19 protein-coding genes and 1 CRISPR repeat array are annotated in these 26,822 nt (G+C 72.7%); of the genes, 7 read left to right on the top strand and 12 right to left on the bottom strand.

All coding sequences use genetic code 11. The annotated features are described in order from the left end of the window. Positions 1-106: 106 nt before the first annotated feature. On the top strand, positions 107-1,366 hold the full coding sequence (gene nhaA, locus RM844_RS22385) for a Na+/H+ antiporter NhaA (protein WP_311669128.1): 1,260 nt from the start codon (positions 107-109) through the stop codon (positions 1,364-1,366). Here the strand turns inward: nhaA and RM844_RS22390 are convergent. After that, positions 1,330-4,443, bottom strand: coding sequence for an NACHT domain-containing protein (locus tag RM844_RS22390; protein ID WP_449657332.1), 3,114 nt, complete (start codon positions 4,441-4,443; stop codon positions 1,330-1,332). The two genes, nhaA and RM844_RS22390, sit on opposite strands and share 37 nt — an antisense overlap. Before the next feature lie 141 nt (positions 4,444-4,584). On the opposite strand from RM844_RS22390, the gene RM844_RS22395 reads away from it, so the two are divergent. Further along, entirely contained in the window at positions 4,585-5,346 is a 762-nt protein-coding gene (locus RM844_RS22395) for a dioxygenase family protein (RefSeq protein WP_311669221.1), read from the top strand. Between the two features lie 579 nt (positions 5,347-5,925). Here the strand turns inward: RM844_RS22395 and RM844_RS22400 are convergent. From RM844_RS22400 to RM844_RS22420, 5 genes are all read right to left on the bottom strand, one after another. Continuing rightward, on the bottom strand, positions 5,926-8,565 hold the full coding sequence (locus RM844_RS22400; RefSeq protein ID WP_311669129.1) for a family 78 glycoside hydrolase catalytic domain: 2,640 nt from the start codon (positions 8,563-8,565) through the stop codon (positions 5,926-5,928). 2 nt (positions 8,566-8,567) lie between these two features. Then, positions 8,568-9,446: a carbohydrate ABC transporter permease gene (locus RM844_RS22405; RefSeq protein WP_311669130.1), complete on the bottom strand. Its 879-nt coding sequence runs from the start codon at positions 9,444-9,446 to the stop codon at positions 8,568-8,570. Positions 9,447-9,457: 11 nt separating this feature from the next. Continuing rightward, positions 9,458-10,426 carry an ABC transporter permease gene (locus tag RM844_RS22410; RefSeq protein WP_311669131.1) on the bottom strand — a complete coding sequence of 323 codons (969 nt, stop codon included), beginning with the start codon at positions 10,424-10,426 and terminating at the stop codon, positions 9,458-9,460. Positions 10,427-10,500: 74 nt separating this feature from the next. Further along, positions 10,501-12,033, bottom strand: coding sequence for an extracellular solute-binding protein (locus tag RM844_RS22415; RefSeq protein WP_311669132.1), 1,533 nt, complete (start codon positions 12,031-12,033; stop codon positions 10,501-10,503). Between the two features lie 18 nt (positions 12,034-12,051). After that, positions 12,052-12,873: a DUF624 domain-containing protein gene (locus RM844_RS22420; protein WP_311669133.1), complete on the bottom strand. Its 822-nt coding sequence runs from the start codon at positions 12,871-12,873 to the stop codon at positions 12,052-12,054. Positions 12,874-13,279: 406 nt separating this feature from the next. On the opposite strand from RM844_RS22420, the gene RM844_RS22425 reads away from it, so the two are divergent. Next, positions 13,280-14,821: a glycoside hydrolase family 31 protein gene (locus RM844_RS22425; RefSeq protein ID WP_311669134.1), complete on the top strand. Its 1,542-nt coding sequence runs from the start codon at positions 13,280-13,282 to the stop codon at positions 14,819-14,821. Between the two features lie 114 nt (positions 14,822-14,935). Here the strand turns inward: RM844_RS22425 and RM844_RS22430 are convergent, their stop codons facing one another. The 6 genes from RM844_RS22430 to RM844_RS22455 all read right to left on the bottom strand — a co-directional run bounded on the left by RM844_RS22430 (position 14,936) and on the right by RM844_RS22455 (position 19,820). After that, complete coding sequence (locus RM844_RS22430) at positions 14,936-17,062, bottom strand: alpha-L-rhamnosidase-related protein (protein WP_311669135.1); 2,127 nt, start codon at positions 17,060-17,062, stop codon at positions 14,936-14,938. Between the two features lie 115 nt (positions 17,063-17,177). Next, the gene (locus RM844_RS22435; RefSeq protein WP_311669136.1) at positions 17,178-17,984 is read right to left on the bottom strand and encodes a Scr1 family TA system antitoxin-like transcriptional regulator; all 807 of its coding nucleotides are present in this window, start codon (positions 17,982-17,984) and stop codon (positions 17,178-17,180) included. Positions 17,985-18,052: 68 nt separating this feature from the next. After that, positions 18,053-18,493, bottom strand: a complete 441-nt coding sequence (locus tag RM844_RS22440; protein WP_311669137.1) for an NUDIX hydrolase — start codon at positions 18,491-18,493, stop codon at positions 18,053-18,055. Positions 18,494-18,523: 30 nt separating this feature from the next. Further along, the gene (locus RM844_RS22445) at positions 18,524-18,913 is read right to left on the bottom strand and encodes a DUF7848 domain-containing protein (protein WP_311669138.1); all 390 of its coding nucleotides are present in this window, start codon (positions 18,911-18,913) and stop codon (positions 18,524-18,526) included. Next, a complete protein-coding gene (locus RM844_RS22450) occupies positions 18,910-19,374 on the bottom strand; it encodes a hypothetical protein (RefSeq protein ID WP_311669139.1) in 465 nt (154 codons plus the stop codon). The genes RM844_RS22445 and RM844_RS22450 overlap by 4 nt, the downstream gene beginning before the upstream one ends. Then, on the bottom strand, positions 19,371-19,820 hold the full coding sequence (locus tag RM844_RS22455; RefSeq protein ID WP_311669140.1) for an ATP-binding protein: 450 nt from the start codon (positions 19,818-19,820) through the stop codon (positions 19,371-19,373). The genes RM844_RS22450 and RM844_RS22455 overlap by 4 nt, the downstream gene beginning before the upstream one ends. A 243-nt stretch (positions 19,821-20,063) precedes the next feature. Here RM844_RS22455 and RM844_RS22460 point away from each other — a divergent pair, with 243 nt between their 5' ends. The 4 genes from RM844_RS22460 (at position 20,064) to RM844_RS22475 (ending at position 26,684) form a co-directional block, all read left to right on the top strand. Continuing rightward, complete coding sequence (locus tag RM844_RS22460) at positions 20,064-20,933, top strand: helix-turn-helix domain-containing protein (RefSeq protein ID WP_311669141.1); 870 nt, start codon at positions 20,064-20,066, stop codon at positions 20,931-20,933. Continuing rightward, positions 20,933-21,154: a DUF397 domain-containing protein gene (locus RM844_RS22465; RefSeq protein WP_311669142.1), complete on the top strand. Its 222-nt coding sequence runs from the start codon at positions 20,933-20,935 to the stop codon at positions 21,152-21,154. The genes RM844_RS22460 and RM844_RS22465 overlap by 1 nt, the downstream gene beginning before the upstream one ends. A 94-nt stretch (positions 21,155-21,248) precedes the next feature. Then, positions 21,249-21,452: a DUF397 domain-containing protein gene (locus tag RM844_RS22470; protein WP_311669143.1), complete on the top strand. Its 204-nt coding sequence runs from the start codon at positions 21,249-21,251 to the stop codon at positions 21,450-21,452. A gap of 452 nt (positions 21,453-21,904) precedes the next feature. Beyond that, positions 21,905-22,300: a CRISPR direct-repeat array (repeat unit 29 nt; unit sequence GGGAACACCCCCGCATGCGCGGGGAGCAG). A 1,642-nt stretch (positions 22,301-23,942) separates the two neighbouring features. Then, on the top strand, positions 23,943-26,684 hold the full coding sequence (locus tag RM844_RS22475; protein WP_311669144.1) for an ATP-binding protein: 2,742 nt from the start codon (positions 23,943-23,945) through the stop codon (positions 26,682-26,684). The last annotated feature ends 138 nt before the right edge of the window (positions 26,685-26,822 follow it).

Genomic DNA, 26,822 nt, shown 5'->3' on the forward strand with positions numbered 1-26,822 from the left:
CCGCCCCCGTACGCCCCACCCGGTCACCGGCGACGCGCCCGGGCCCCGCAACGGCGCCCCGCGCCGCCTCAGTTGACCGGCCGCCCCGCCCCGGAGCTGTTCTCGGATGCCCGCCCCCCGCACGTCTCGTGCCGCCCTGCCCGCCCACGCCCGACTGACCACCGCGCTGCGCTCGGACACGGTCAGCGGCGCGCTGCTCATCGCCGCCGCCCTCACCGCCCTGGTCTGGGCCAACTCCCCACTCGCCGACGCCTACACGTCCCTGCGCGACCTCCACGTCGGCCCCGCCGCGCTCCACCTGGACCTGCCCCTGCACGCCTGGGCGGCCGACGGGCTGCTGGCGGTGTTCTTCTTCATCGTCGGCAACGAACTCAAACACGAGCTGGTGCACGGCGAGTTGCGCGACCCGCGCCGTGCCGTCCTGCCCATCGTCGGCGCGCTCGGCGGGGTGCTGGTCCCGGCCGCCGTCTTCCTCGCCGTCAACGCCGGCGCCGGCGGCGGCGCGCTCGGCGGCTGGGGCATCCCGATGGCCACCGACATCGCCTTCGCCGTGGCCGTCCTCGCCGTCGTCGGCCGCCACCTGCCCGCCGCGCTCCGCACCTTCCTGCTCACCCTGGCCACCGTCGACGACATGGTCGCCGTCCTGGTGATCGCCGTCGCCTACACCAGCGGCCTGTCCCTCACCGCCCTGGGGCTGGCCGCCCTCGGCCTGGCCCTCTTCGGCTACCTCCAGAACGGGCGCGGCCCGGCCGTGACCCGGGTCCGGGCCCGCGTGCCCGGCTGGCTGCTCCTCGGCCCGCTGGCGCTGACCAGCTGGGCGCTGACCCACGCCTCCGGCGTGCACGCCACCATCGCCGGCGTCGCCATGGGCCTGCTAATGCGCACCACGACCCGCGACGGCGAGCCGACCAGCCCCTCCCACCGGGCGGAACGACTTCTGCGACCGGTCTCCGCCGGCCTCGCGCTGCCGGCCTTCGCCCTGCTGTCGGCCGGCGTCTCGCTCGCCGGCGCCGACGGGTTCTGGACCAGCGGCATCACCTGGGGCATCCTCGCCGGCCTGGTCGGCGGCAAGCTCGTCGGCATCCTCGGCGCCGTCTGGCTGACCGCCCGCTTCACCAGCGCGCACCTCAACCCCCGCCTGGGCTGGCCCGACATCGCCGGCCTCGCGGCCCTCGCCGGCATCGGCTGCACGGTCTCCCTGCTGATCGCCGAACTCTCCTACGCGGACCCGGCAGACCTCACCGAGGCCAAGGGCGCGATCCTCCTCGCCTCGGCCGTGGCATCCCTACTGGCCGCCGTCGTCCTGGGGGTGCGTGGTCGGCACCACCGTCAGCTGGCGATGCCGTCCACGTCCGGGATGTCGTAGCGGGCAACGGGCGTGCCGTCGGGGGTCAGGCAGCGGATGAAGTCCACTCGGTCGAGGCTTGGCAGCGAGGAGAAGGCACGCGGGTCGGCGGGTACGAGGCAGTTGATGAGGAACAGGTGGTGCAGCGCGGGAGGCGCGCTGCGGAGCGTGGTGAGCCAGGCGCCCACGTCGTGGCCGTAGAGGTACAGATAGTCCAGTCCCGTCATGCCCGCCAGTTCCTCGAAATCGCGAGGCACGCTACCGACGTCGCCGAGGAGTTGGACCTGCTCAAGCCTGGGGAGCGTGGTCAGCACCCGAAGGCTCGGCGAGTCGATTCCGTCATGGGACAGCAGGACTTCCCGCAACTTCGGCAACGTGTGCAGGACAGCCAGGTCCGCCTCCGCCGACACCCCGAGGCCGAGCCACTCCAGTTCCTTCAGCTCACCCAGCGGTTCGGCGGAGCGCACCCGGGTTTCGCCGAGCAGGGTGAGGCGCTCCAGCGCCGGTTGGGCAAGGAGCGCGGTCAGATTCGGCGTCTCACCCTGGTGGTTGCCCACCCACAGCTCCGTCAGGGGCGGCAGGTCGGTGGCGAAACCGAGCTCTCGCACCGGGGCGTTGACGTGCACGTGCGTCAGCGTGCGGAGCCGGCCGGCCGCGCGTAGTTGTCCCGAGTGGTTCAGCTGGACAGCGCGCTCCGCCAGCGGCAGTCGAAGCAGCACCGCGTCGACGTAGCCGTCCGCGTCGAAGTAGTCCCAGGCGGCGATCAGTTCGTTGATGACTCCGTCCCGCTCATCCCCCACGTACCCCGCCAGCAGCCGCAGTGCGTCCTCGCCGCCGATCAGGGCCACGGTGCGCACGGTCTGGGCCGCCGCCTTCTCCGTCAGGGCATCGAGCGAGGTGGGCAGCCGGCGCAGCAGGCCGGGGCCGACGGCGGCCAGGGCCGGGGGGTCGGTCTTGCGGCGGGCGGGGAGCAGGTGGGAGACGGCCCCGTCGAGGCGGGTGGCGAGGGTGTCGCCGACGGAGGGGAGGGTCTCCTGGCAGGCCGCCGCCAGCAGGCGGAGGGTGCGGGCGTGGCGGGGCTCGGCGTCGGCGCGGTCGAGGATGCCGTCGAGGAGTTCCTCGCGCTGGCGGGTGTTGGCGTGGCCGGCTGTCATGATGACCGTCTCCCGCCACTGGTCGAGGTGGGCACGGCCGACCAGGTTGCCGATCCGGTCCTCCTCGGCCGCCTCCTCGGCGGCCAGGTACTCCTGGAAGGTGCGGTGCACGAAGTCCACCCGGTCGGCCGCCGGGGAGCGCAACACCCCGGAGCGGTGCCGGAGTTGTTCCAGCACCCGGCCGCCGTCGAGCACGTCGAGGTGCCGCATCGCGCGCAGCTTGGCCGTGACGTAGCCGGCGGCGCGGTCCAGGTCGATCTCGCTGCGGTTGTTGTCGGACAGCCGCCAGGCCAGGTCGCGGAGCACCACCAGCTTGTCGCCGAGGCTGAGTTCGCTGTCCATGGCGCTGGGTACGTTGCGGTCGGCGTCCCGGTCGTGGACCAGGGCGTGCAGCGCGTTGCGGTACAACTCCATCCGGTCCCTGGGCAGATGCCGGCCCCGGTTGAGGTGCATCGCGCAGAGCATGGCGGCCAGCAGCGGCGTGCCGGCGAGGGACTGGAGGTGGGCCCGGTCCTTGAGGCTGGCCAGCAGTGACTGCTCGTACCGGGGCAACTCGTCGACCGGGCAGGGCAGTTCGTCGTCCAGCTCGCGGACCGCCTGGTGCCACTGGCGGACGAACGCGGCGAGGTCCGGCGGGGTCATCCGCTCCAGGTGCAGCGCGGTGAAGTCCTCCCGGCGCAGCCACTCGGCGCCGGCGGCGGCCGGCCGGGAGGTGACGACCACCCGCGCCTGGTACTGGCCGAGGAGCCTGCGCAACCAGTCGCGGACGGCCCGGCGTTCGCGCTCCAGCAGCTCGTCCACGCCGTCGATCAGCAGCAGCACCCGCCCTTCGGTGAGCTGCCGCTCGACCCAGCCGCGCGGCATGATGCCGGTGATCGGCCCGGCGATGCCGTCCAGCATGGCCTTCGGGTCCGGGAGGGCCCGGCCGCTGTACTCGCGGAGCTTGACCAGGATCGGGGTGAGCCCGTTCCAGCCGGCCAACTCGCCCTGGAACGAGCCGCGCGCGGCCATGATGGCCAGCCAGCGCAGCAGGGTGGTCTTGCCCGAGCCGGCCTCGCCGCGCAGCAGCACCCGGCTGGCGTCGCGCAGCGCGGCCTCGACGCGGGTGCCGGAGCCGTCGCCGGCGCCCGCGTGCTCCTCCCAGTCGCTCATGTCGGGCCGGGCGGCGGGCAGCGCCCGGGCTACTCGGCGGCGGCCCCCGTCGTCGCCGACGGCCCGCAGGCTGACATAGCCGACGGAGAGCCGCACCCGGGGCGCGGCGGCCTGCTCGGAGGTGCGGCGGAACAGCTCCACCTCGTCCAGGTCGCGGCTGACCAGTTCCAGGTACTGGCGGCGGAACGCGGTGTCCTGGTCGGTGCCGTCCGGGGCGAGGAGTGAACGGTCCGGGAGCCGCTCCAGCAGGCGCGCCACCTCGCCGCCGAGGGTCGCGGTCCTGGCCAGCAGCTCGCTGGTCGCCCGTTCCTGGAAGGCGGGCAGACTCCGCACGATGCGGACGTAGTACTCGACGCACTCGGCGAAGAGGATCTCGTAGAGTCGGGTCTCCGCCTCGTTGAGGCCGACCGGCCCCCGGACGGAGCCGGTGATGGCGCGGGTCAGCTCGGCGGGCTGCACGTTGTGGTCGAGCAGCGCCTCGTCGGAGAGGTCGGCCCGGGCGAAGGTGTCTGCGACGGCGTCGAGCACGGCCTGCCGGCCGCCGTCCTCCAGGCGGGAGAACGCGTGCCGGAGGAACGGCTCCAGCCGGTCGAAGACCGCGTTGGTGATCTGCTCGAACTGCTGCCTGACCTCGCGCTGGAGCCGCATGCCGGGCACCCGGAGCCGGATCAGCTCCTCCATCGGCAGCTGCCGTTCCTGCTCCCGGCGCTTGCCGCCCAGCCACCAGCGGCCCGCCGCCGTGGCCACCGTGCCGCCCAGCCGTAACGCCGCCGCCTCCGCGACCACGCGCACCCCTCCGCTCGTGTCCGTTCGCGCCCCCGCCTCGTGCGCTCGGGCCATTCTCGCAGCGGGCTCGGGGTGGGGGAGTACCCTTCAAGGAAAGGTTGAACGTTCAAGGAGGTCGCCGTGTCCGTCGCACCGCCCCCGACGCGCATGCCCGCGCTCTATCTCTCGCACGGCGCCCCGCCGCTGGCCGACGACGCGCTCTGGCCCGACCAGTTGGCCGCCTGGTCCGCCGAGCTGCCCCGGCCCACGGCGATCCTGATGATCTCGGCCCACTGGGAGGAGGCCCCGCTCGCCCTGAGCGCCACCAGCACGGTGCCGCTGGTCTACGACTTCTGGGGCTTCCCCCAGCACTACTACCAGGTCCAGTACGCCGCCCCCGGCGCCCCCGAGCTGGCCGAGTCCGTGCGCAAGCTGCTGCGCGCGCCCGGCCTGCCCGTGCAGGACGTGCCGGACCGCGGCCTGGACCACGGCGCCTACGTGCCGCTCGTCGAGATGTACCCGGACGCGGACATCCCGGTCCTCCAGATGTCGCTGCCCACCCTCGACCCGCGCCGGCTGATGGACATCGGGCAGCGGCTGGCGCCGCTGCGCGACGAGGGCGTGCTGATCGTCGGCTCCGGCTTCTTCACCCACAACCTCTCCGCGCTCGGCGGGCCCGGCGTGCCGGCCTGGTCGGCCGAGTTCGACGACTGGGGCCAGCGGGCGCTGGCGGCCGGCGACGTGGACGCGCTGCTCGACTTCACGCACGCCGCGCCGGCCGGCGCGCTGGCCCACCCGCGCACCGAGCACTTCGCCCCGCTCTTCGTGACGCTGGGCGTCGCGGACGCCGCCGGCGAGCTGGACACCCAGCGCAGCGTCATCGACGGTTTCTGGCTGGGCCTGGCCAAGCGGTCCGTCCAGTTCGGCTGACCTGACCTGCCCGGCCTGACCAGGCGGGGCGGCCGGCCCGGACCCGGCGGCCCGGCCACGGCTGGCCGGCCCGGCCGGCCCCGTGCCCCGGGTGCGTGGTCGCCGCCCCGGGCTCCCGGCACCCGGCCGGCCTGCCCCGTCCGGCCAACGCCCGGGCGCCGGCGCCCGGTTGCCCCGTCGGCTGGCGTCCGCCGCGCCCGTGAGGGCGCGTCGGGTCGGCATCGGCGGGACGTGCCGCCCGTCCGGGCGGTGCCGGCTCGTCCGGCGACTGGCCGAGGAGCACCTCGACCGCCTGCCGGGCCAGCTGCCGGGAGTCGGCCGCCACGTGGGCGACCGGCAAGCGCGGGCCCCGCGCACCACCTCGTTCTCGCCCATCGCGACCAGCGCGGCGCCGCGCCGGGCCGGACTTGAGGAGCGGCCGCATTCCCCGCTCGGCGACACCCGGCGTACGGGCCACGATGCCCCGGAGCCCATCTCCGTGGACGATGCGACCGGGGAGCGCGCGAGTGCCGGGCCAGCCGCCCTCGTCGTGGCGCGCCAACTCCCGCGCCAGCGGTCCCGGTTCGCGGGAGCCGGCGGTCAGCCGGCCGCGCTCCCGCCGCGAACCGGCGGCGTGCGGCGGGCCAGGCCACCGGGGGGCGTGCCGGGGCGCGGCGCGGGGGGCGGCGGGGGATAGTCCGGGCGGTGGCGCGTGGTGAAGGTGTGCCGCCCGGCGGTCACCTGCCGGGTGGTGCCGTCGGGCAGCCCGACCTCGGCGACCACCCCGGGCGGCACCTCGGCGTCGAGGGTGAACCGGTCGTCGTCGAGGCGCCAGGCCGAGGCGAGCCGCCCGTAGGGGGTCAGCAACGAGGCACTGGCCGCCGTCAGGCCGCCGCCGGGCCGGGGCCGGATGCCGGCGCGGCGGTAGCCGGGCGCCAGCGCGGTGAGGCCGCCGACGACGCGTTGCAGCCAGTCGGCGACCGCGCCGTACGCGTAGTGGTTGAACGACGTCATCTCGCCCGGGTTGACCGAGCCGTCGGGCAGCAGCGAGTCCCAGCGCTCCCACATGGTGGTCGCCCCCATCCGCACCTGGTAGCGGTAGGACGGCGGGCTGGGCTCGGCGAGCATCCGGTAGGCGACCTGGAGGTGCCCGTGCTCGGTGAGGGCGTCGAGCACGAACGGGGTGCCGGCGAAGCCGGTGCCGATCCGGTAGCCGGCCAGCTCCACCTGGCGCACCAGACGCCGCGCCGCGTGCGCCCGCGCGGCGTCGTCGGTGAGCAGGCCGAACGCGAGCGCCAGCGCGTACCCGGTCTGGGTCTCGCCCACCAGCCGGCCCGCCGGCGTGGTGTAGGTCCGCCGGAAGGCGGCGGCGACGCCGTCCGCGAGGGCGGCGTAGCGGCGGGCGTCCACGGTGCGGCCGAGCGCGGCGGCGGCCCGGGCCAGCAGCCGCGCGGAGCGGGCGAACCAGGCGGTGGCCACCAGGTCGGGGTCGGTGCGGGCGGCGGCCGGCTCGTCGGGGGGCGCGGCCGGGTCGAGCCAGTCGCCCAACTGCGGGTCGCCCTCCCAGACGAGCGCTTCGCCGGCCCGCCGGTGGACGAGATCGACCCAGGCGGTCATGCTCGGCCAGGCCCGTTCGAGGACCAGCGGGTCGCCGTAGCGCTCGTAGAGCGTCCAGGGCACGACGACGGCCGCGTCGCCCCAGACCGCGACCGGCCCGGTGGGGACGGACAGCGACGGCACGGTGAGCGGCGGCGCGCCGCCGTTCTCCTCCTGTTCGACGGCCAGGTCGGCGAGCCAGGAGGACAGGAAGCCCGCGCAGTCGTAGAGGCCGGTGGCGGCGGGCGCGAAGACGGCGATGTCGCCGGTCCAGCCGAGGCGTTCGTCGCGCTGCGGGCAGTCGGTTGGCAGGTCGACCGCGTTGCCGCGCAGGCTCCAGCGGGCGTTCTCCCACAGCCGGGTCAGCTCCGGGTCGGAGCAGTCGAAGGCCCCGGTGCGCCGCAGGTCGGAGTGGACGACGACGGCCCGGACGTCCTCGACGCGGACGTCGGGGTGGTCGGTGGTCACCTCGGCGTGCCGGAAGCCGTGCAGGGTGAAGTCCGGCTGCCAGGTATGGGGTTGGCCGCCCAGGAGGAGCCGGTCGGTGGCCCGGGCGCTGCGCAGCGGGCGGGTCGCGAGCCGGCCGTCCCGCTCCAGCACCTCGGCGTGGCGGAGGGTCACCGACGCGCCGGGCGGCCCGGAGACGCGCAGCCGCAGCACGCCCACCAGGTTCTGCCCGAAGTCGTGCCGGGTGGTCAGCTCGTCCACGACCCGGGATGCCACGGGGGCGCGTGTCTCGACCGGCCGGACCGGCGGGCCCTGCGGGGCGACCAGCGGCAGCGGCCCGGTGTCGAGGACCTCGACCGGGGTCCAGGCCGCCGGCCGGTGCCGCTCGTCGCGGGTCTCGCCGTCGTAGAAGGAGGCCGCCAGGACGGGGGAGGCGGCGGCCTGCCAGAACTCGTCGGTGACCACGGCGAGTTGGCGGCCGTCCTCGTACCCCACCTCCAGCCGCGCGCACACCCCGGTCCGCCCGCCGTACGCCTGGTCGAAGCGCACGTCAGCGGTGAGCCGGCCGCGGTACCAGCCGTCGGCGAGGGCGACGACGAGGGTGTTGCCGCCGGCCCGCAGCAGGTCGGTGACGTCGTGCGTGTGGTACCGCAGCCGGTGGTGGTAGCTGGTCCAGCCGGGGGCCAGCAGGTCGGTGCCGACGCGGGCGCCGTTGAGGTGCGCGAGGTGCACGCCCCACGAGGTGAGGTACAGCCGGGCGCGCCGCACCGGCGCGGACAGCTCGATCGCACGCCGCAGTTGGGCGGCCGCGCCCTGCTGGGCGACGCCGGCGGCGGGCGCCACCATGCGTGACGCCCCCCAGTCGTCCGGGTGCAGCAGCCCGGCCTCGACCGCCGCCGGGTCGCTCCACGGGCCGACGTCGGTCCCGGCGACGGCGCGCGCCCGCACCACCCGCCGCTCGCGCGAGGCCAGCGGCGGGAACGGCCAGGGCGCGAGGACCTGGTCAGGTCCGGGGACCCGGGCCCGGCGGGTGCCGGTCTCGCCGCTCGCCTCGATCTCGACCCACTCCGGCACGCGCTCGGTGCCCGCGTAACGCCAGGACAGTCGGGGCCGGCTCTTCCCGATGCCCAGGGCCTCGCGGTGGTGCTCTATCCGGAGGCCGACAACTCCGGCCACCCGCGTCACGTGTGTCGTCATGGTCAGCCCTTCACCGAACCGAGCAGGATCCCCTTGGCGAAGTGCCGTTGCAGGAAGGGGTAGAAGAAAAGGATCGGCAGCGTCGCGAGCACGATGGTCGCGAACTTGACGCCCTGTTCCGGGGGAATGTAGTGGGGGTTGACGCTCCCCAGCGTGTTGCTCAGTTCGGTGGAGATCGTCACCTGCCGGACCAGCATCTGCAGCGTCCACATCGAGGAGTCCCTGATGTAGAGCAGGGGGGACATGAAGTCGTTCCAGATGCCCACCGCGTAGAAGAGGGAGAACGTCGCCAGGATCGGCTTGGAGAGCGGCAGCACGACGCGGAAGAAGACGCCGATCTCCGAGCATCCGTCGATGCGGGCCGCTTCCAGGAGTTCCTCCGGGAGTTCCTGGAAGAAGTTCTTCACGATGATGAGGTAGAAGGGGCTGATCGCCATCGGGAGGACCAGCGCCCAGTAGGTGTTGACCAGCCCGAGGGAGTCGACCACCAGATAGGTGGGCACCAGTCCGCCGCCGAACACCAGGGTGAACACGACGATGTTGATCAGGAAGCGGCGCCCGGGCAGATAGCGCATCGCCAGCGGATAGGCCATCGTGAAGGTGAGCAGGAGTTGGAGCAGCGTGCCGAAGAGCGTGACCAAAACGGTGATCACCACGCTGCGGAGGAAGGCGTCGGTCGAGAAGACGTACGCGTAGGCGTCCGTGACGATGTCGTTCGGCCACAGGAAGAAGGGCCGCGCGGAGATCTCCGACTCGGTCGCGAAGGAGCCGGCCAGCACGTAGAGGAAGGGCAGCACCATCGCGACGGCGAGCCCGATCAGCAGGGCCGCGTTCGCGAGGTCGAAGGCGCGGCCGGCGGGGGTGTTGTTCTTGACTGCCATGACCACTCCTTCTAGAACAGGGTGCTCTGCTTGAACCGTTTCGCGAGCCAGTTGGTGCCGAAGACGAGGATGAGTCCGACGATTCCCTTGAAAAGGCCGACGGCGGTCGAGTAGGAGTACTGGCCGCCCTCGATTCCGGTGAAGTACACGTACGTGTCGAACACGTCGGCCACGTCCCGGTTCAGCGCGTTGCTCATCAGGTAGATCTGTTCGAAACCGGTGTCCATGATGCTGCTGCTGGTGAGAATGAGCATGATGATGATGGTGCTGCGGAGCGCGGGCAGCGTGATGTGCCAGGTCTGCCGGAGACGGCCGGCGCCGTCGATCCGCGCCGCCTCGTAGAGATTGGCGTCCACGCCCGCGAGGGCGGCGAGATAGATGATGGTGCCCCAGCCGATTCCCTTCCAGAGCGTCTGGAGGATGATCATCGGGCGGAACCAGCCGGGGTCAGACAGGAAGTCGAACGGTCCGCCGAACACGTTCTCGGCGAGCAGGGTCACCGGCCCGTCGCCGAGCGCGAACAGCAGATAGGTCAACGAGGCGACGATCGCCCAGGACAGGAAGTGCGGGATGTAGATCGCCGTCTGGATCATCCGCTTGAGCAGGGACCGCCGCACCTCGTTGAGCATCAGCGCGACCACGATCGGCGCCGGGAACACGATGACGAGGTGCAGGAACGCCAGGATCAGCGTGTTGCCCAGGATGCGGGGGAAGTCCGGCGAGCTGAACAGCCGCTCGAAGTGCTCGGTGCCCACCCAGGGGCTCTCGTTCCAGCCCAGGAACGGGACGTAGTCCTTGAACGCGAGCGTCACGCCGTACATCGGGGCGTACTTGAAGACGACGAAGTAGATCAGGCCGGGCGCCAGCAGGACGTAGAGCCACCGGTAACGCCACAGGCGGGCACGGAGCCGGGCGTTGCCCCCGGCCGGGGGCGCGGGGCGCTCCCGCGGGACGGCCCGCTCCGGAGCGATCGCTGACATGCCGCGCTCCCTTTCGATGAATTGATTCATGAGGTGGGGGTGGGGACGCACCCGCGGCGCGCCCCCGGACCGCGTCAGTTCGCCTGGCCGTGCAGCTCGTTGATGTCGTCGACGATGTCCTGGCCGCCCTCGTCGAACCACCGGTCGATCTCGGCCCGGAACTCGTCCTCACTGATCACGCCGGACAAGTACTTCATCCGGGCGTCGGTGACGATCAACCCCAACTGGGCGCCGCGCTGCGCCTGCACCTCGGAGAAGTACGGGTAGGCGGGGTTGCGCACGGCGTGCTCCGCGTCCACCTCGGCCGCCGCCTCGATGGTCGCCACCAGCTGCCGCATCGGCGCGCCGGCCGCCCGGGTGGGGAGCCAGTGCTGCTCGCCGGCCCCGCTCTGCCAGAGGGTGAACGCGCTCAGGTCGGACTGGATCGTCCGGTCCTCGTTGGTCTCCTGGACCGGCTGGGCGTAGCCGTCGACCTCGGTGAAGGTCTCCCCCTCCACCCCGTTCCTGGTCAGGAGCTGGCCCTCCGGGCTCGCCAGCCGGTCGAGCACGGACAGCACCCGGTCGAGCATCTCCTCGGTGGGCACCGCGGACCGGGAGATGGCGACCACGCTGCCCGTGTGGTTGAACAGCGCGCGCCGCTCGCCGTCCGGCCCGAGCAGGCTGCCGGTGGCCGTCACGTAGTCGCCGCCGTGTCCGGGATCGCGCTGCTCGAAGGCGTTCATCAGGTCCCTCGGGCGGTTGCTGACGTCGATGATGATCCCACCCTCCCCGTTGACGAACACGTCGTTCCAGCGGAGGCCGTCGAAGGTCGCGAAACCGGGGTTGACCAGGCCGTCCTCGACCATGCCCCGCAGGAAGCGGTTGGCCTCGAAGAACTCCTCGGTGGTGAAGCTCGGCACCAGCTCGCCGTCGACCTCGCCCCAGCCGTTGGGGGCCCCGAACCACGACTCCAGCTGCGCGTAGGGGGTGACGGCCTCCAACGGACTCCAACTGGCCATGATCAGGCCGTAGGTGTCGTCCTGTCCGTTGCCGTCCGGGTCGTCCTCGGTGAACGCCCGTGCCACCTCGTGGAGTTCGTCGGTGGTCTCGGGCACGTCGAGGCCGAGGTTGGCCAGCCAGTCCTCGCGGAACATCACCGTGCCGCGGATCGGCTGGGACCACTGCGGGACCCCGTACAGCACGCCGTTGACCATGCTGTCCCGGAGATCGGCCTCCGCCGGCAGCAGGTTCGGGTAGTCGCGGATCCGCTCCGTGAGGTCCCAGAACGCGCCGGCCCGCGCGGCCTGGGTGAACGTCGGTTCCTTGGCGTCGGTGACCAGCAGCGCGGGGATGTCGCCCGAGGCGATGGTCGTGGTCAGCCGGTCCCGGTAGTTCGACGCCGGCGCGAAGTCGATGTCGAGTTCGACGCCGGCGAACTCCTCCACGTGCCGCCACACGTAGCCGTCCTCGGCCGGCGCCTGCCCGAGGAGCTGCACCATCACGGTCAGCCGTGAGACGTCCTCGTCGAGGGCGTTGGACCCACCACCGCCGCCGCAGGCGGTGACGGAGACGAGCGAGGCGGCAAGGGCGGTGACAACTCCGGTGCGCCGGAGGTGCTTTCCTGTCATTCCGGGGTCCTCCTGGTACTAGCGGGTGCTGAGCGGCTGGGTGGGCAGGGCGAGGGCCGGTGCGGCGGCGCGGGGCTCCGTGCGGCGCTCCTCGTTGTCGGCGAAGAACCGCAGGCACAGGCAGGTGCTGGCGGCCCACCAGCCGCCGATGGCGACGGCGCCGAGCACCGGGACGGCCGCCACCGCGTAGCTCAGGCCGAGCGCGGTGAAGGCGAGCAGCACGCTGGACGCGGGGCGGGCCAGCACCAGCCGGGTGGCCAGCGGGGTGACCCGCCACGGCGGCACCGTGTAGTGGGCCGCCAGCGGCGCCGCCCAGGCCAGTGCGGTCCCGGCCAGCGCGAAACCGGCGAGGGTCAGCAGCCGGCCTCCCGTGGCCCCCGGGCCCAGCGCGCTGAACCACAGGTAGTTGGCGGCCAGGGTCACCGTCACGAACACCAGGGGGAAAACGGCGAGTTGCGAGGCCAGGAAGCCGCGGGCCCAGATCCGGGCGCCGTCCCGCCAGATCCGGTCCCGCCGGCCCAGGACCCGCTCCCGCACCAGCGTCGCCGCCGCCACGCTGGCCGGCGCGACCCCGAGCAACACGCCCCCGGCCAGGGTGAAGACGGCCCAGAACGCCGACAGTGACAGCACCCAGAGGAACCAGTCGGCGGCCGTGGTCAGCGGGGTCCCCGCACGCCCGGCCGCGCGGCACCGCCCGGCCGCTCCGCTCGCCGGCGGCGCGTCGCCCCAGCCGCTCGGGCGGGGCGGGGCGGCAGGCAGGCCGAGTGTGGCACTGGCGGCTCCGGCGGTGGGGGCGGGCGGCCCCTCCTCGCGGTCGGTCGCGGTCGTCGTTGACGTCATCGCCCTGCCTTCTGTCGGCTCGCGCCGGCGTCCCACGCCCGCGTTCGATACGCATCGACCCGATGCGTAAGTGCGACCCTAGCCCCGAGGTGCGAGAACGGGAAGGGTCTTGCCGACGGAAAGAGCAAGTCGCCGCCGCTCCCCCTCGTCGCCCGGTGCGGTCCGCTCGGCCGGCGCCCGTGGGGTGGCCTGGCAAAAGGCCAGCGCAGTACGGGCTTTCCTGGCGGGCGAAGGGCTACCCGAGGCCGGCGGCCCGGCGTCCGGTGGGCCCGCGGTGCAGTCCTTCGAAAAGTGTCACAACCTTGCCGAATGATAAGGTCGGGCCCCGTACGGTGCGGCGGTTCAGGCGGCTCGTTCCTTCCGACCACCTGCCGTCCGCAATCAAGAGACGGGCGAAAGGCTGCGGATGAGTGAGCGTCTGGGTTCGGCGGTGACGGTTCCCGTCGCGACGGGTGAGGCGTGGTGGGGCGGGGTCGCGGCGGACGGGCTGGCCATGCCGTTCCGCGACGGCTACCGCGCCGACCTGCGTGACCTCGGCGGCAACCAGGGCATGCCGCTGCTGCTCTCCAGCCACGGCCGCACCGTCTGGTCCGACCGGCCCTTCGCCTTCGAGGTCGCCCACGGGGCGCTCCACATCAGGACCGACCCGGCCGCCGGCGTGGTGCTCGCCCACGACCAGGGCGACCTGGCAGGCGCCTACCGCTCCCTGGCCCGCACGCACTTCCCGCCCCGGGGGCGGACCCCGGACCCGCTGCTGTTCACCGCCCCGCAGTACAACCTGTGGATCGAGACCCTGTTCCACCCCACCCAGCAGGGCGTTCTCGACTACGCCCGCGCGGTGTTGGAGCACGGTCTGCCGCCCGGCGTGCTGATGATCGACGACCAGTGGCACGAGGCGTACGGCACCTGGAGCTTCCACTCGGGCCGGTTCCCCGACCCGGCCGGCATGATCGCCGAGCTGCACGAGCTGGGCTTCACGGTGATGCTCTGGCTCGTGCCCTATGTGACCCCCGACTCCGAGGTCTTCCGCGCGCTGCGCTCCGCCGGACTGCTGGTCAGGGACGGGCGTGGCCGGGTCGCCGTCGGCGAGTGGTGGAACGGGTTCGGCGCCGCGCTCGACCTCCTCAACCCCGACGCCCGGCGCTGGCTCTCGGCCGCGCTCGGGGAGCTGACCCAACTCGGCGTGGACGGCTTCAAGTTCGACGGCGGAGAGCCCCCGTTCTACGCCGCCATCGGCTGCGCCGACCCGCACGCCTACACCGTCGCCTGGAACCAGTTCGGGCTGCGGTACCGGCTCAACGAGTTCCGCGACGCCTGGCTGGCGGCCAGCCTGCCGCTCGCCCAGCGCCAGCGCGACAAGCGACACGCCTGGCAGGGCAGCGACGGGCTGGCGGCGCTGGTCCCCAACGCGCTGGCCCAGTCCCTGACCGGACACGCCTACATCTGCCCGGACATGATCGGCGGCGGCGAGTACCAGTCGTTCGGGAGTGCCACCTTCGACCCGGAGCTGTTCGTCCGCTCCGCGCAGGCCTCGGCGCTCTTCCCGATGATGCAGTTCTCCGCCGCGCCCTGGCGGCTGCTGGACGCCGAACACCTCGGCTACTGCCGAGACGCGGCCCGGCTGCACGAGCGCCTCGGCCCGGAGATCCTCGCCCTGGCCGAGGAGTCGGCCCGCACCGGCGAACCGATCATCCGGCCACTGGAGTTCGACCACCCGGGACACGGCTACGCCCCGATCACCGACCAGTTCCTGCTCGGCCCCGACATCCTGGTCGCCCCCGTCACCGAGCCCGGAGCCACCAGCCGGCGCGTCACCGTCCCGCCGGGGCGCTGGCGCGCCGACGACGACGGTCAGGAGATCGAGGGCCCCACCACCGTCGAGGTGGCCGCGCCCCTCGCCCGCCTCCCCTGGTTCCGCCGCGTCCCCCCGGCCCCGGCGGACACCTGACCGCGCCCCCCCGCCGCTCGTTTCACGCGACCGCCCCGACCGCCCCGACCGCCGAATCTCCGGCGGTCGGGGCGGTCTGGGCGGCTGCGTGCGCCGCGCGCGTCCGGCGCCGCGTCAGGGCGCGGCGTCCGCGCCGTCCGGCTCCGTGCGGCGGTCCAGGATCAGCGACCGCGGCCCCCGGTAGGTCCGGCCCCGGTGCCGGAAGGCGTGCCCGGCGGGGATGTCCACCCGCAACTGCTCGCGGGTGACCAGCACCCCGATCTCGCCGCCCGGCACCGGGACGACGGCGCCGGCCCAGTCGAGCGCGCCGAGCGAGGGCGTGACGGTGAACGTGCCCCAGCCGGCCCCGCCGGGCCGGACGCCGCACACGATCTCCGGCAGCAGCCGCGCGGGCCCGGCGGCCCAGGCGTGGCACAGGCTCTTGCCGAAGGGTCGGCCGTACATGCCGTACGGTCCGGCCTCCGGCTCGTGGAACTCCTCCCAGAACGTGGTCGCCCCCGCCCGGAGCATGCCGCCCCACAGCCGCCGCAGCCTGGCGACCGCCGCGTCGGGGTGGCCGGCCCGGGCGAGCGCGCCCAGGGCGAACGCGGTGACGAACGGAGTCCGCGTCCGCGGCCCGTCGAGCAGCACCCGCGCCACACCGGCCGGGACGTCACCGTCCCCCATGACCCCCGAGGCCACGGCGAACAGGTTCGGGTAGGGGGTGCCGGCGGGGGAGTCTTCCAGGTACTCCCGCCACGCCTCCGCCGCCGGGTCCCAGGCCCGCTCGTACAGCGTGGCCCGGAGCCGGCCGGCGACCTCCGCCCACGTCGACCAGCCGGGGTGCCCGGCGGCCCGCAGCACGTCGCTCGCGCTGGTCAGCGCCCAGTACCAGAGCAGTTGCAGCGCGGTGCTGTCCCGTTCCGGGTCGATGTCCACCTGCCAGTCGATGAACACCGGCTTGTCATAGGCGTCGTCGCCCGGCACCGGCCGGAGCACACCGTCCGGGCCGGCCTCGGCGTGCAGCCGCTCGACGAACGCGTGCAGCCGGGCGGCGTTCTCCCGCAGGTAGCCGCCCGCGTCGAAGTAGCGCGCGTAGTCCGCCGTGCAGATCAGCCACCACAGCGAGTAGTCGACGATCCCGTTGACATAGCCGGACCGGTTCTGGCCCAGCGCGACCAGCCCGCGCTCCACGATCTCCGCGTCGCCGAAGGCGAACGCGCTGGCCGGGGCGCCGAGCGCGAGATCCCCCATCCAAGGCATCCGGTCCCGCTTGATGCCGTCCACGATCAGCCCGTGGGCACACTGCCGCAGCGTGTAGACACTGGTCACCCAGATGTCGGTCAGCACCTCGTCGGAGCAGGCGAACGCCCCCCGGCGGCGCACCGGATATGCCCGCGCCGCCACCTCCACCCGCTCGACCGTCGCGTCCCGCACCGAGAGGTAACGCAGCCCCAGCTCGTGCACGGACTCCCAACTCCCGTCCGCGCGCTGCCGCATGTCGTGGTACTGCTCCTCGCCGTGCCCGGCCGCCGCCTCGGCCGGCGACTCGCCGGCGAAGACCCGCGGCACGCCACCCGCGCACCGGATGACCACCCGGCCGAGCACCTCGGCCGGCAGCACGAACAGGTCGCCCTCCCGCCGCATTGGCAGCCGCCACACCGGGTTGCGCACCTGGTCGGGCGGGATGCGTGGCGTGCCCGGGGCGGCCGAGGCCGCCGCCCAGGCCACCCCGTTGGCGCTGACTTCCAGCCCGATCGTCGTCGCGCCGGCCCCGACGACCGTCACCCCGGCCGGGGCGGTGCCGTCCGTCACCACCCGGAACGTCCACGGCCCGGGCGCGGCCGCGACGAGACGGACCGGGCTGTTCCTGGCGGTCTCGGTGGTCTCGGTGGTCTCGGTGGTTTCGGTGGTTTCGGGGGTTCGGAGGGTCACGCCTGGGCCCGGGTGGACGCCCCCCGTCGCTCGCACGACCAGTTCCCTGGTCTCGGCCGGGACCCGGAAGTGCGCGACCGGGACCAGCGGCCCGTAGTTCAACGCGAACCCCACGTCGCGGGCGGCGGCGAAGCCCTCCCGCACCAGCCGGTGCAGCACACCCAACTCCCACTGCCCGGGCAGCGCCAGCCACGGTTGCGACGGCGCGTCGGAGCCCGGGTCGTCCGGCAGCGGGTCATAGGTGCGGGCCCGCGTGAGCCGCGCGATGTCCGCGGGTGTCTGGGGCGGTGTCTCCGGTGCCGTCTCCGGCGGTGCCTTGGGGGTCAACGTCGGCTCTCCTCCGGGGACGGTGCCTGGCCTGTCGATGCGTATCGATAGTAGTGCGTGGTGGTCGCGACCGCACGCCCGGCCGAACTGCGCTGTGGTCGGCGGGACTTGTCCGTCACCGCGGGTGGTGGGTGTTGCGGGTGAGTCGGTTGGCTGCTTGGTGGAGTGTGTGGCGGGTGGCTTCTGGGGTGAGGGCGTGGGTGTGGAGGTGGTGGAGGAGGGTGTGGGGTGGGGTGGTGGTCCAGGTGGTGTGGTGGGTGTGGTGGGCGTAGAGGCGGTGGTGGGGGCGGTTGATTTCGGTGAGGGTGCCGGGGTGGTGGGTGGGGCCGGCGTCGAGGGGGACGATGCGGAGGGTGTAGTTCGCTCGGTGGCTGAGGTGGTGGAGGGTGTGGAGTTGGTGGGCGAGGGTGTGGGGTGGGACGAGGGTGCGGTGGAGGATCGACTCGTCGAGGTAGAGGGTGGTGGGGCGGTGGGTTGGGGTGGGCGTGGCGGGAAGTTGAGGATGGGAGTCGGGGTGCGCCTCTGCTGACTCGGTGGTGGTGGGCAGGGCGGCTCGGTAGTCGTTGGTCTGGAAGGGGGGTGGGATGAGTTGGGTGGTGTAGTAGAGGAGGCTGGTGGCTCCGGTTTCGGTGGCGGTGCGGCGGGTGTGGTGGCCGGGCTGGGTGTCGTGCAGCACGGTTGACTCCTCCGTTGTTGGGGTGAGGAGTTGGGCGAGGTGGGTGCGGCAGGGTGTGCAGGTGAGTCCGTAGGCAGCGGCCAGCCGGTGGACGTTGTCGGCGCTGGGTTGGTGGAGGCCGTTCTCGATGCGGCTGATCTTGGCGGTGGATGCGTTGATGAGGGTGGCGGCGTGGTGGAGGGTGAGGTTGCGGTGGGTGCGGACGGCCCTGAGGTAGGCGCCGACGATGACGTGCCCCAACGACACGGCGGTCCTTTCTTTCGGCCGGGTGGGCCCGGCTGCCCCTGCGACAGGGCAGCCGGGCGTGTGAGTGGTCAGTGGAAGGCGGCCTCGGGCCGGTCCCCGTCCACCAGGAGGGGGAGGGCGTGGCGGCGGCCGGCGGAGATGATGGCGTACTGGTAGAGCCCGGGCGGCTCGTGCAGCTCCCGCAACGGCACCCAACCGGCCCGCGGACTCGGGTCCAGCGACGGCACATCCGGCAACGTGTCCCCGTCCAACACATAGGTCAGGCCGATGACCGCACCCTTGGCATCCGTCCTCGTGGTCAACGCGAGGACCTCCGTCAACGCCCGGTCATAGCCGGTCGTCGCCATCAGGTACTCACGGGCGGTGGCGATCGGGCACTGGCCGGCCGGAACGGTGCCGTGCGGCAACACCCAACCCTCGCCGCTGCCGTCCTCCTTCTCCCCCCGCACCATCAACGCGTGATTACACCGCGTGGTAGCCAGCACATGAAACGAGACGCCGATGGACATGGCGGTAACTCCCCTTCGAACAGACGACATTCAGTGAGTGGTGAGGACGGGCAGCAGCCCGGACAGTGCGGTCAGCAGGCACATCAGACCGACGAACGCCGGCCCCGCCGCCCGGTCCAGAAACCCCGCGACCGGACTCGCCCGCCCACCGCCACCACCGGCCTCACCCGCCTCCGGTCGACGCACCACCCGCCAGTGCTTCTCGGTCCGGAACAAGAACCGTGCGTGCTCCGGGTTCCCCGCCGTGTGGTGCAGCGACCACACCGCCACCGGCAGCGAATCGTCATCGAAGAGCGGCGACTGCTCCCCGCAACTCGCGCACTCCGCCCCGAAGATCGCCTCCGGCGCACCGGCGCCGCGTTCCTCACACAGCACCCAGTCCGCACCCCGCACGATGGATATCGCCTGGTTGTCGGTCACGACGACCGCCTCTCTTCCGTTCCTGTTCCGGCTGGCGCAAGTAACTGGCCGGCGGTGGTGGCCAGTTGTGTGAACCGCGCCCCGAAAGCCGTCCGCGCCCTGCGGTGGCGGCCCCGGTAACGCGCCACCGGCCGCGGGGTGGTGTCGGCCGCCGACGGGTAGAGCGGCATCGGCCGCCCCAGCCCGTCCACCGGGGCGTCCCACGACGCCTCCGCGAAGTCCCAGGCCATCGAGTGGAGTTGCCCCAGACATGGGTTGCACGCGTACAACGGTGCGGCGACTCCGTTGGTGGTCACGCCCCCGATCCACAGCACCGCTCTGACCTGGTGCCCGCAGGAGAACCAGCACGGGCCGAAGGCCCAGTGCTCGGCTGGCGCCACCCCCGGTCCCGAGGGCTGGAACTCCCAGTCGGCGCCGGGGATCTCGGCGACGCTCGGCACGTGCCCAGCGGGCGTTCTCATGCCGTGCCGTCCGAGGGGAACGCGCCCCAGCACGAGAACCACACGACCTTGCCGAGGGCCAGTCCGGAGCAACTCGTGTAGGGCTTCGGCATGTAGCCGAAGCCGTCGGCCATCTCCCGCAGGAGCCACAACCCCCGCCCGCCTTCGGCCATCCAGTCCGGTCTCTCGATCACCGGCAGATCCTTCGACTGGTCGAAGACCTGCACCACGGCGTCGGCGCCGATACGCGAGACCCGCAGACTGCACCGGCGGCTCACGGCGTGCTTCACCACGTTGGACAGCAGCTCGGAGACACCCAGTCGCGCCATCTCGACGGCTCGTTGCGTCGCTCCCCACTCCTGGAGCAGGACTGCCGTCTGCCGTCTCCGGTGCTCGATGCCGGCCGCGCTCGCGGTTAACGACCAGCCACGCGCCTGACACTCGATGGAGCGAACTGCGACAGCCATAACTCCTCCAGTCCGGCGCGCCCTGAGATCACGGACAGATCGTCAGCAGTGGACAGCAACTTGCCCATAACGGCGCTTGTTTGCGATCTTGAGTCTCCGAGCGCCCACGTTCGGTAACATCGGAAGAGTGGCAGACGAGCAAACTTGTCCGCAAGTCCAGCTGGTTGGAAAGTCTGTGCGATGGGGGAACTGTCTGATGCGGCGCCAGATCGCCGGTAGGGTGCGCCGCAAGGGAGGAAGAACATGACGGACGCGCAACCCAACATCCATCGACGCCGGCTCGGCCTGGCCTTGAAGAGCCTGCGAACCAAGACGGGCATGACTCTCAAGGAAGCAGCGGTTCAACTGGTTCTGTCCGGTGAGTCGGCGCTGAGCAGGATCGAACACGGCCGACAGCGGGTGCCTCCGACGGCGGTCCTCGGGTACTGCGAGGTGTACGAGGTCCGGGAGAAGGAGCAGCGGGAGTACCTGCTCTACCTGGCGAAGTTGGCGTCCTCGTCCTCGAAGCGCGGCAAGAACCTGTTCGAGGAGTACCGCATCGCGGTCAAGGGCCGGTTCGGTGACTACCTCCAACTGGAGGAGATGGCCACGAAGTCGGAGACCTTCGCGCACTTCGTGCCAGGGCTGCTCCAGACCGAGGAGTACGCCCGGGCCATCGTTCAGGGAAGCCGGGAGTGGCAGACGGACCGGGAGATCGACTCGTTCGTCCGGCTACGGCTGGAGCGGGCCAAGGCGTTGACACGGGAGAACCCGCTGCACCTCTGGGTGGTCCTGGACGAGGCGGGCCTGTTCCGGCAGGTCGGCAGCCCCGAGATCATGCGGGCCCAACTGGACCACCTGACGCGTGTCGCCAGCGAGTACCCGCATGTCACCATCCAGATCCTGCCGTTCGCCAAGGGCGCGCACTCCGGGCTGGAAGGTGCCTTCCAGCTGCTGCATTTCGCTGCCGGTCCACCGGTTGTGGTGGTGGAGCCGCTGACAACCACCCTCTTCCTGGAGGAAGATAGGGACATTGGTCGGTACGAGACGACGATGAACCATCTCCGCACCGAGGCACTTGACGCGGCGGCGTCGCTCCAACTCATTCGCGATGCGAAAAAGGAACACCACTGATGATCAAGAACCTGGACCTCACCAACGCAGTCTGGACCAAGAGTCACCGCAGCAACGGCGGCGCCAACTGCCTGGAGGTCGCCTTCCTCGACGGGGTCGTGGCGTTGCGTGACTCCAAGGACGTCGGCCACCCGGACGCCCGGGTGTTGGTGTTGTCCATGGATGACTACCGCGCGTTCGTCGGAGGCATCCAGGACGGGCAAGCCGACCTGCTGGCCTGACGCCCCTCCCGGCGGCGGCGAGAAGTGGCGTGAGCGCGGGAGGCCGATTCCGTGCTGGTGGCCCGTGTCCTGAGGAGCGAGTGGGAGGCACCCCATGATCCGGCATCACCTGCCCGCGAACCGGTGGCGCAGCTCGTCGTACAGCGCTGACAACGGGGGCCAGTGCGTCGAGACCCAGCCCGTCGACGAGGGCGGCATCGCGGTGGGCGACAGCAAGGACCGCGCCCGCGGCGCGTTCGTCTTCGCCCCCACGGCCTGGTCCTCCTTCATCGCCCACCTCAAGACCAACCCCAGCTGACCCAACCCCCCGCCACGACGCCGGGCCCCTCGCCCTCCAGGGCGACGGACCCGGCGTCCCGCGTCTCCGCCCGGGGGCGCCATGCCCGGCCCCGTGATCACCGGCCCCGGCCACCGACCTCCCCAGGCCCCGCGCGCCTGACGGCAACGTCCCTGCTTGCGCGGGGAGCAGTTCCCGCCCGGGTCTGGGCAGTTCAGCGTGTCGGGACCACCCCGGCACGCGCGGGGAGCAGCCGTGCTACGGCGCCGGCCGTGGTGCGCGGACGGGCCACCCCCGCATGCGCGGGGAGCAGGCCGTCCCCCGCGAAACCCGCGTGGGGCCCTGGGGAACACCCCCGCATGCGCGGGGAGCAGGTCTCCGGCGACATCGACGCCCGCAAGCCCGATCCGGCGTTGGGAACACCCCCGCTGCGCGGGGAGCAGCGCACCACCCGCACAGGCTGACCCGCTCCTCGGGAACACCCCGCATGCGCGGGGAGCAGGGCGCCGAGGCGCTGGTCGTGGCGTGCAGGGTGGGAACACCCCCGCATGCGCGGGGAGCAGCTTGGCCAGTTCGATGGGGCAGGGGGCGTCGCGGGAACACCCCCGCATGCGCGGGGAGCAGCGAACGCCGGCTCGCTCGACATCGACCACATGGGGAACACCCCCGCATGCGCGGGGAGCAGCGAACGCCGGCTCGCTCGACATCGACCACATGGGGAACACCCCCGCATGCGCGGGGAGCAGACCCCCGTCTGATCCAGCGTCCCAGACCGGCAGGGAACACCCCCGCATGCGCGGGGAGCAGCCTTCGAGGACGACGCGGCCACCGCGTCCGATGGGAACACCCCCGCATGCGCGGGGAGCAGAGGAGATGACCTGCGGGTTTATCCGGTAGGGGTGGGGTTTTTACTTACTTTACTTGAGGCCGGTATATCCGCTGAAACGTGCGCACCGCAGGGGGAGTTGGCCATAGCGGGCGTATCACTCCTCACCTCTCCGTCGAGCGGTCAGGCACATTCTGCCGCACGCGCAACCTCGGCCTCACGCCCTGCGGAAGCCCCGTGGACTGCGTGAGTCAGTGTCGCGTCACGATGGCCACACCGCCCTGGTCCCACGAGGCGCAGAAAGGTGCGACAACGCTGCAGGCGTTGCGGTGGCGTCGCTCCAACTCATCCGCGATGCGGCAAAGGTAGGCCAAGACCGCACCCGCGACGCGTGCGTTCGTGCCCCGGGGCCTGGTCCTCCGTCATCGCCCACCTCAAGACCGACGCCAGCTGACCCAACCGCTGGCACGATGCTGCGTCCCCCGTCTCAAGGCGCGCGAACCGGCGCTTCTCGTCTCCGCCCTTGGAGGGCGTGGCCTGCCTCGCAATCGGCGTGCGTGATCACCAAGCCCAGATCCCACCCACGCGACGGCAACGCCCTTGCCTGTACACGGGAGATGAGCTGGCGAGTGCAGCAGGATGCGCCGTCCAAGGGGATATCCCCGCGTGCGCGGGAGCAGCGCGACCACTCCGTCAGGGCACGCGCCGTGACGGGAACACCCCCGCGTGCGCGGGGAGCAGGGCGCGCACGTAGTCGGCGACGATCGCGAACTGGGAACACCCCCGCGTGCGCGGGGAGCAGAGGAGATGACCTGCGGGTTTATCCGGCGCGGGCAGGGTTTTTACTTACTTTACCTGAGGCCGGCATAATCGCTGAAACCTGCGCACTACAGGGCGAGTTGGTCATAGCGGGTGCATCACTCCTGGCCTCTCCGTCGAGCGGTCAGACACATTCTGCCGCCTGCCGGCCCTTCCCTGCACGTCCGGCGTCAGCCCGCCTGGCGCGATCTCGTGGATACGGTAGAGCGCGTTCCCTCAACCCGCCAGCACCTCCTCGGGACAACCGGTCTCCAGCGTCCAGAAATTCCTGGCCGGGCACGCCCGCCACGCGGCCGAGCGTCGGGATGCCCGTGGTCGCCCGTGCACCGGCGGCACGGGCCACCGGCCCCGGAGCCGTGCCAGGAAAGTGCGCTGCGCGCCGCAGCTTGAGGTCGGCGTCGGGGCCCACGCCAGTCTTCTCCACGACGGGCACCATCACCGACGGTGCCCGTCGCTATCGCCGTGCTTCGGCGGACGCATCCGCGCGCCGATCATCAGCCGTCGCCAGCACCGCGGCTGCGCCCTACCGACCGGTGTCGTCCGCACACGCGCACAGTCCGAGCCGCCGCCCGGCCCTCCCTGCCCACCCGAACAGCCAAGCGCCCGGCGCCTGTTCGCGTGGGGGGAGCCAACCCCTCAACCTCTCCGACACCCCGGAAGACCGCGTTCGTCGTTCGGTGGGAACACCCCGCACACACCGGGAAAGAAGCTGTCACTCCGGCCAGTTGCCCCTGCCGCACCACCGTCACCGGCCACGAACCTCACGGCCCGGCGGCGCGGCCCGTCGCCCCGGGCCGGTGGGCCACCAGGGCCTCCCGGCCCTGCCGGGGTGAGCGAGTTCGCGGGCGCCGGTTAGGGTGCCCGGCATGTACCTGGTGGGAAGGGATGCCGAGCAGGCGCGAGTGCGGCGCCTGTTGGCGGACGCGCGGGACGAACGCAGTGGGGCGCTGGGGCTGCGGGGCGCGCCGGGGATCGGGAAGTCGGTCCTGCTCGATCACGCCGTGGCGGCCGCCGAGGCCGAGGGCATGCGGGTGGTGCGCGGGGCCGGGGTCGAGTCCGACTACGAGCTGGCGTACGGCGGCCTGCACCAACTCCTGTTTCCCTACCTGGATCGGTTGGACGCCCTGCCAACTCCCCAGGCGACGGCGCTGCGTTGCGCGTTCGGCCTGGCCGAGGGTGACGAGGCCAACCGGTTCCTGATCTCCGCCGGCACCCTGTCGTTGCTGGCCGATCTGGCCGAGGACGCCCCGCTGCTCTGCGTGGTCGATGACCTGCAGTGGCTCGACCAGGGGTCGATGGAGGCGCTGCTGTTCGCGGCTCGCCGTTTCGTGGCCGACCCGATCGCGTTGCTGTTCGCGGTGCGCGAGACGGCGGTGCCGTTCGCGCTGGCCGGCGTGGAGGTCATGGACCTGTCCCGCCTCGACGGGCCCGACGCCGCCCGGCTGTTGGACGACCACGCCCCGGCACTCGCCGAACGGCTGCGGACCAGGGTTCTCGCGGAGTCCGGCGGCAACCCCCTGGCGATCATCGAGCTGGGGGCGTCGCGGCTCGCGGCCCGCGACGTCGACGAGTCCGAACCGGCCGAGCAGGTCGGCCCGTTGCCGGTGACCCGGCGCGTGCAGGAGACGTTCCGCCACCAGATCGTGGGGCTTCCCGAGCCGACCCAACGCGCGCTGCTGGTGGCGGCGGCCGACACGGCGGCGCCCCTCGCGACGATCCTGCACGTGATCGAATCCCTCGGTGGCGCCGCCGGCGACCTGGCGCCCGCCGAACGTGACCGGCTGGTCCGGATCGACAGCCGGGTCACGTTCCGCCACCCGCTGGTCCGGGCGGCCGCCTACCAGGACGCGCCGCTGCACCGGCGGATCGAGGTGCACCGCGCCTACGCGGAGGCGTTGCGCGCGGACGCCGACGCCGACCGTCGGGCCTGGCACCTCGCCGCCGCCACCACCCAGCCCGACGAGGCGGTGGCCGCCGAACTCGAAGGCGTCGCGGAGCGGGCCCTGCACCGGGGCGGCGCGATGGCGGTGTGCGCCGCCTACGAACGTGCCGGTCGGCTCAGTGCCGACCGGGAGTTGAAGGCCCGGCGGGTCGCCCGGGCCAGCCAGGCCGCGTTCGACGCGGGCAAGGCCGACCGCGCCGCCCGGCTGGCGGCCGAGGCGCTCGCGCTCACCGCCGACACCGGCGTCCGGACCGACGCCATCTACACCCGTGGCGCCGTGGAGTACGAACGCACCTCGCCGCGGACCGACGCGGAACTGACGCTTGAGGCCGCCGCGTTGGTGCGCGACACCGATCCGGAGCGGGCCGCGCTCACGCTCTACGAGGCCGTGCACGCCGCCCGGCACGGGGCGGCGCACGACCTCCTGCGGCGGGCGGCGGAGCTGCTGCGCGGCTTCACCCCGCCGGCGCACTGGGCCCCCGTCGTCGCCGCCCTCCTCGGGTGGGCGGAGCTGTTCGCCGGACGTCCGGAGCTGGCCGTCGGGCCGATGCGCGATCTCCACACCGCCACCCCCGGCGGCGGGCACGACCTGATGCAGCGCATCACCGTCGGGTTCGGCGGGCTCATGATCGCCGACGACGATGTCGTCGTCGCCGGGACCGAGGACATGCTGGCCGTGGTGCGGGCCACCGGGGCGCTGGGGTGGGTCCCGTACACGCTGAACGTGCTCGCCGTGGCGCGGTTGCTGCGCGGCGAGTTCGCGGACGCCCGCGCGTGCGTGGCGGAAGGCGTCTCCGTGAGCGACGAACTCGGGAACACGACCGAGAGCCTGGCCCACCGGTCGGTGGAGGTGTGGTTGCACGCCGTGTCGGGGGACGAGGCACGCTGCCGGGCGCTGGCCGACGAGGTGCTCCCGCGCGCCCGGGCCCGGCACCGGGTCAACGCCGAGATCGCGGCCTGGGGCCTCGGCATGCTCGACCTGGCCGCCCGGCGGTTCGGCGACGCGTGCGACCGGCTTGAGCAGGTGTCCCGGGGGCCCGCGAGCCGCGACCTCCTGGTGCGGGCGGTGCCGGACCTGGTGGAGGCCGCCGTGCGCGGCGGCACGCCGGACCGCGCCCACGGACCACTGGCGGCCTTCCTGCACTGGGCCGAGCACGTGGACCGCCCGGTCGCCACCGGGCTCGCCCTGCGGTGCCGGGCCCTGCTCGCCGACGACGGCGACGCCGACGCGCTGTACGCCGAGGCGCTGCGGCTCCACGAACGGCACGGCGGCCCGTACGAGCGCGCCCGCACCCAGCTCGTCTACGGCGAGTGGCTGCGGCGCCGACGTCGCCGCGCGGAGGCCCGCGGCCACCTCGCGGCGGCGGTGTCCGCGTTCGAGCGCCTCGACGCGCGGCTCTGGGCCGAGCGGGCGCGCGGCGAGCTGGCCGCCTTCGGCGAGCGGGGCGACGAACCCCAACGCGGCGGCCCGCTCACCCTGTTGACCCCGCAGGAACTACAGGTCGTACGGCTGGCCGCCGGCGGCCACACCAACAAGGCGATCGCCGCCCAGCTCTTCCTCAGCCCACGGACCGTCGGCCACCACCTCTACAAGGCGTACCCGAAGCTCGGCGTCACCGGGCGCGCCGAACTGGCCCGCCTCGTCCAGGCCCCGTCCGGCGGCTGACGCCGGTCGTCGCTTCCCCGGACACCAGTCACGATGACTGATACGTCGGCGGCGAGCCGCGCCTAACGTTTCCGTCATGAAGGCAGCGGCAGTCGGCCGAAGCCCGAAGGACGAAGCCCGAAGAACGAGGAGACGGCC

This window comes from Streptomyces chisholmiae (genome assembly GCF_031845445.1).
GTDB classification, from domain to species: Bacteria; Actinomycetota; Actinomycetes; order Streptomycetales; family Streptomycetaceae; genus Streptomyces; species Streptomyces chisholmiae.

Bases quoted from the DNA above. Each gene is read 5' to 3' on its own strand.
- RM844_RS22475 (WP_311669144.1), top strand. From the start codon at position 23,943: ATGTACCTGGTGGGAAGGGATGCCGAGCAGGCGCGAGTGCGGCGCCTG.
- RM844_RS22465 (WP_311669142.1), top strand. From the start codon at position 20,933: ATGATCAAGAACCTGGACCTCACCAACGCAGTCTGGACCAAGAGTCAC.
- RM844_RS22405 (WP_311669130.1), bottom strand. From the start codon at position 9,446: ATGGCAGTCAAGAACAACACCCCCGCCGGCCGCGCCTTCGACCTCGCG.
- RM844_RS22410 (WP_311669131.1), bottom strand. From the start codon at position 10,426: ATGTCAGCGATCGCTCCGGAGCGGGCCGTCCCGCGGGAGCGCCCCGCG.
- RM844_RS22420 (WP_311669133.1), bottom strand. From the start codon at position 12,873: ATGACGTCAACGACGACCGCGACCGACCGCGAGGAGGGGCCGCCCGCC.
- RM844_RS22400 (WP_311669129.1), bottom strand. From the start codon at position 8,565: ATGACGACACACGTGACGCGGGTGGCCGGAGTTGTCGGCCTCCGGATA.
- RM844_RS22470 (WP_311669143.1), top strand. From the start codon at position 21,249: ATGATCCGGCATCACCTGCCCGCGAACCGGTGGCGCAGCTCGTCGTAC.
- RM844_RS22425 (WP_311669134.1), top strand. From the start codon at position 13,280: ATGAGTGAGCGTCTGGGTTCGGCGGTGACGGTTCCCGTCGCGACGGGT.
- RM844_RS22415 (WP_311669132.1), bottom strand. From the start codon at position 12,033: ATGACAGGAAAGCACCTCCGGCGCACCGGAGTTGTCACCGCCCTTGCC.
- RM844_RS22440 (WP_311669137.1), bottom strand. From the start codon at position 18,493: ATGTCCATCGGCGTCTCGTTTCATGTGCTGGCTACCACGCGGTGTAAT.
- nhaA (WP_311669128.1), top strand. From the start codon at position 107: ATGCCCGCCCCCCGCACGTCTCGTGCCGCCCTGCCCGCCCACGCCCGA.
- RM844_RS22455 (WP_311669140.1), bottom strand. From the start codon at position 19,820: ATGGCTGTCGCAGTTCGCTCCATCGAGTGTCAGGCGCGTGGCTGGTCG.
- RM844_RS22450 (WP_311669139.1), bottom strand. From the start codon at position 19,374: ATGAGAACGCCCGCTGGGCACGTGCCGAGCGTCGCCGAGATCCCCGGC.
- RM844_RS22395 (WP_311669221.1), top strand. From the start codon at position 4,585: ATGCCCGCGCTCTATCTCTCGCACGGCGCCCCGCCGCTGGCCGACGAC.
- RM844_RS22460 (WP_311669141.1), top strand. From the start codon at position 20,064: ATGACGGACGCGCAACCCAACATCCATCGACGCCGGCTCGGCCTGGCC.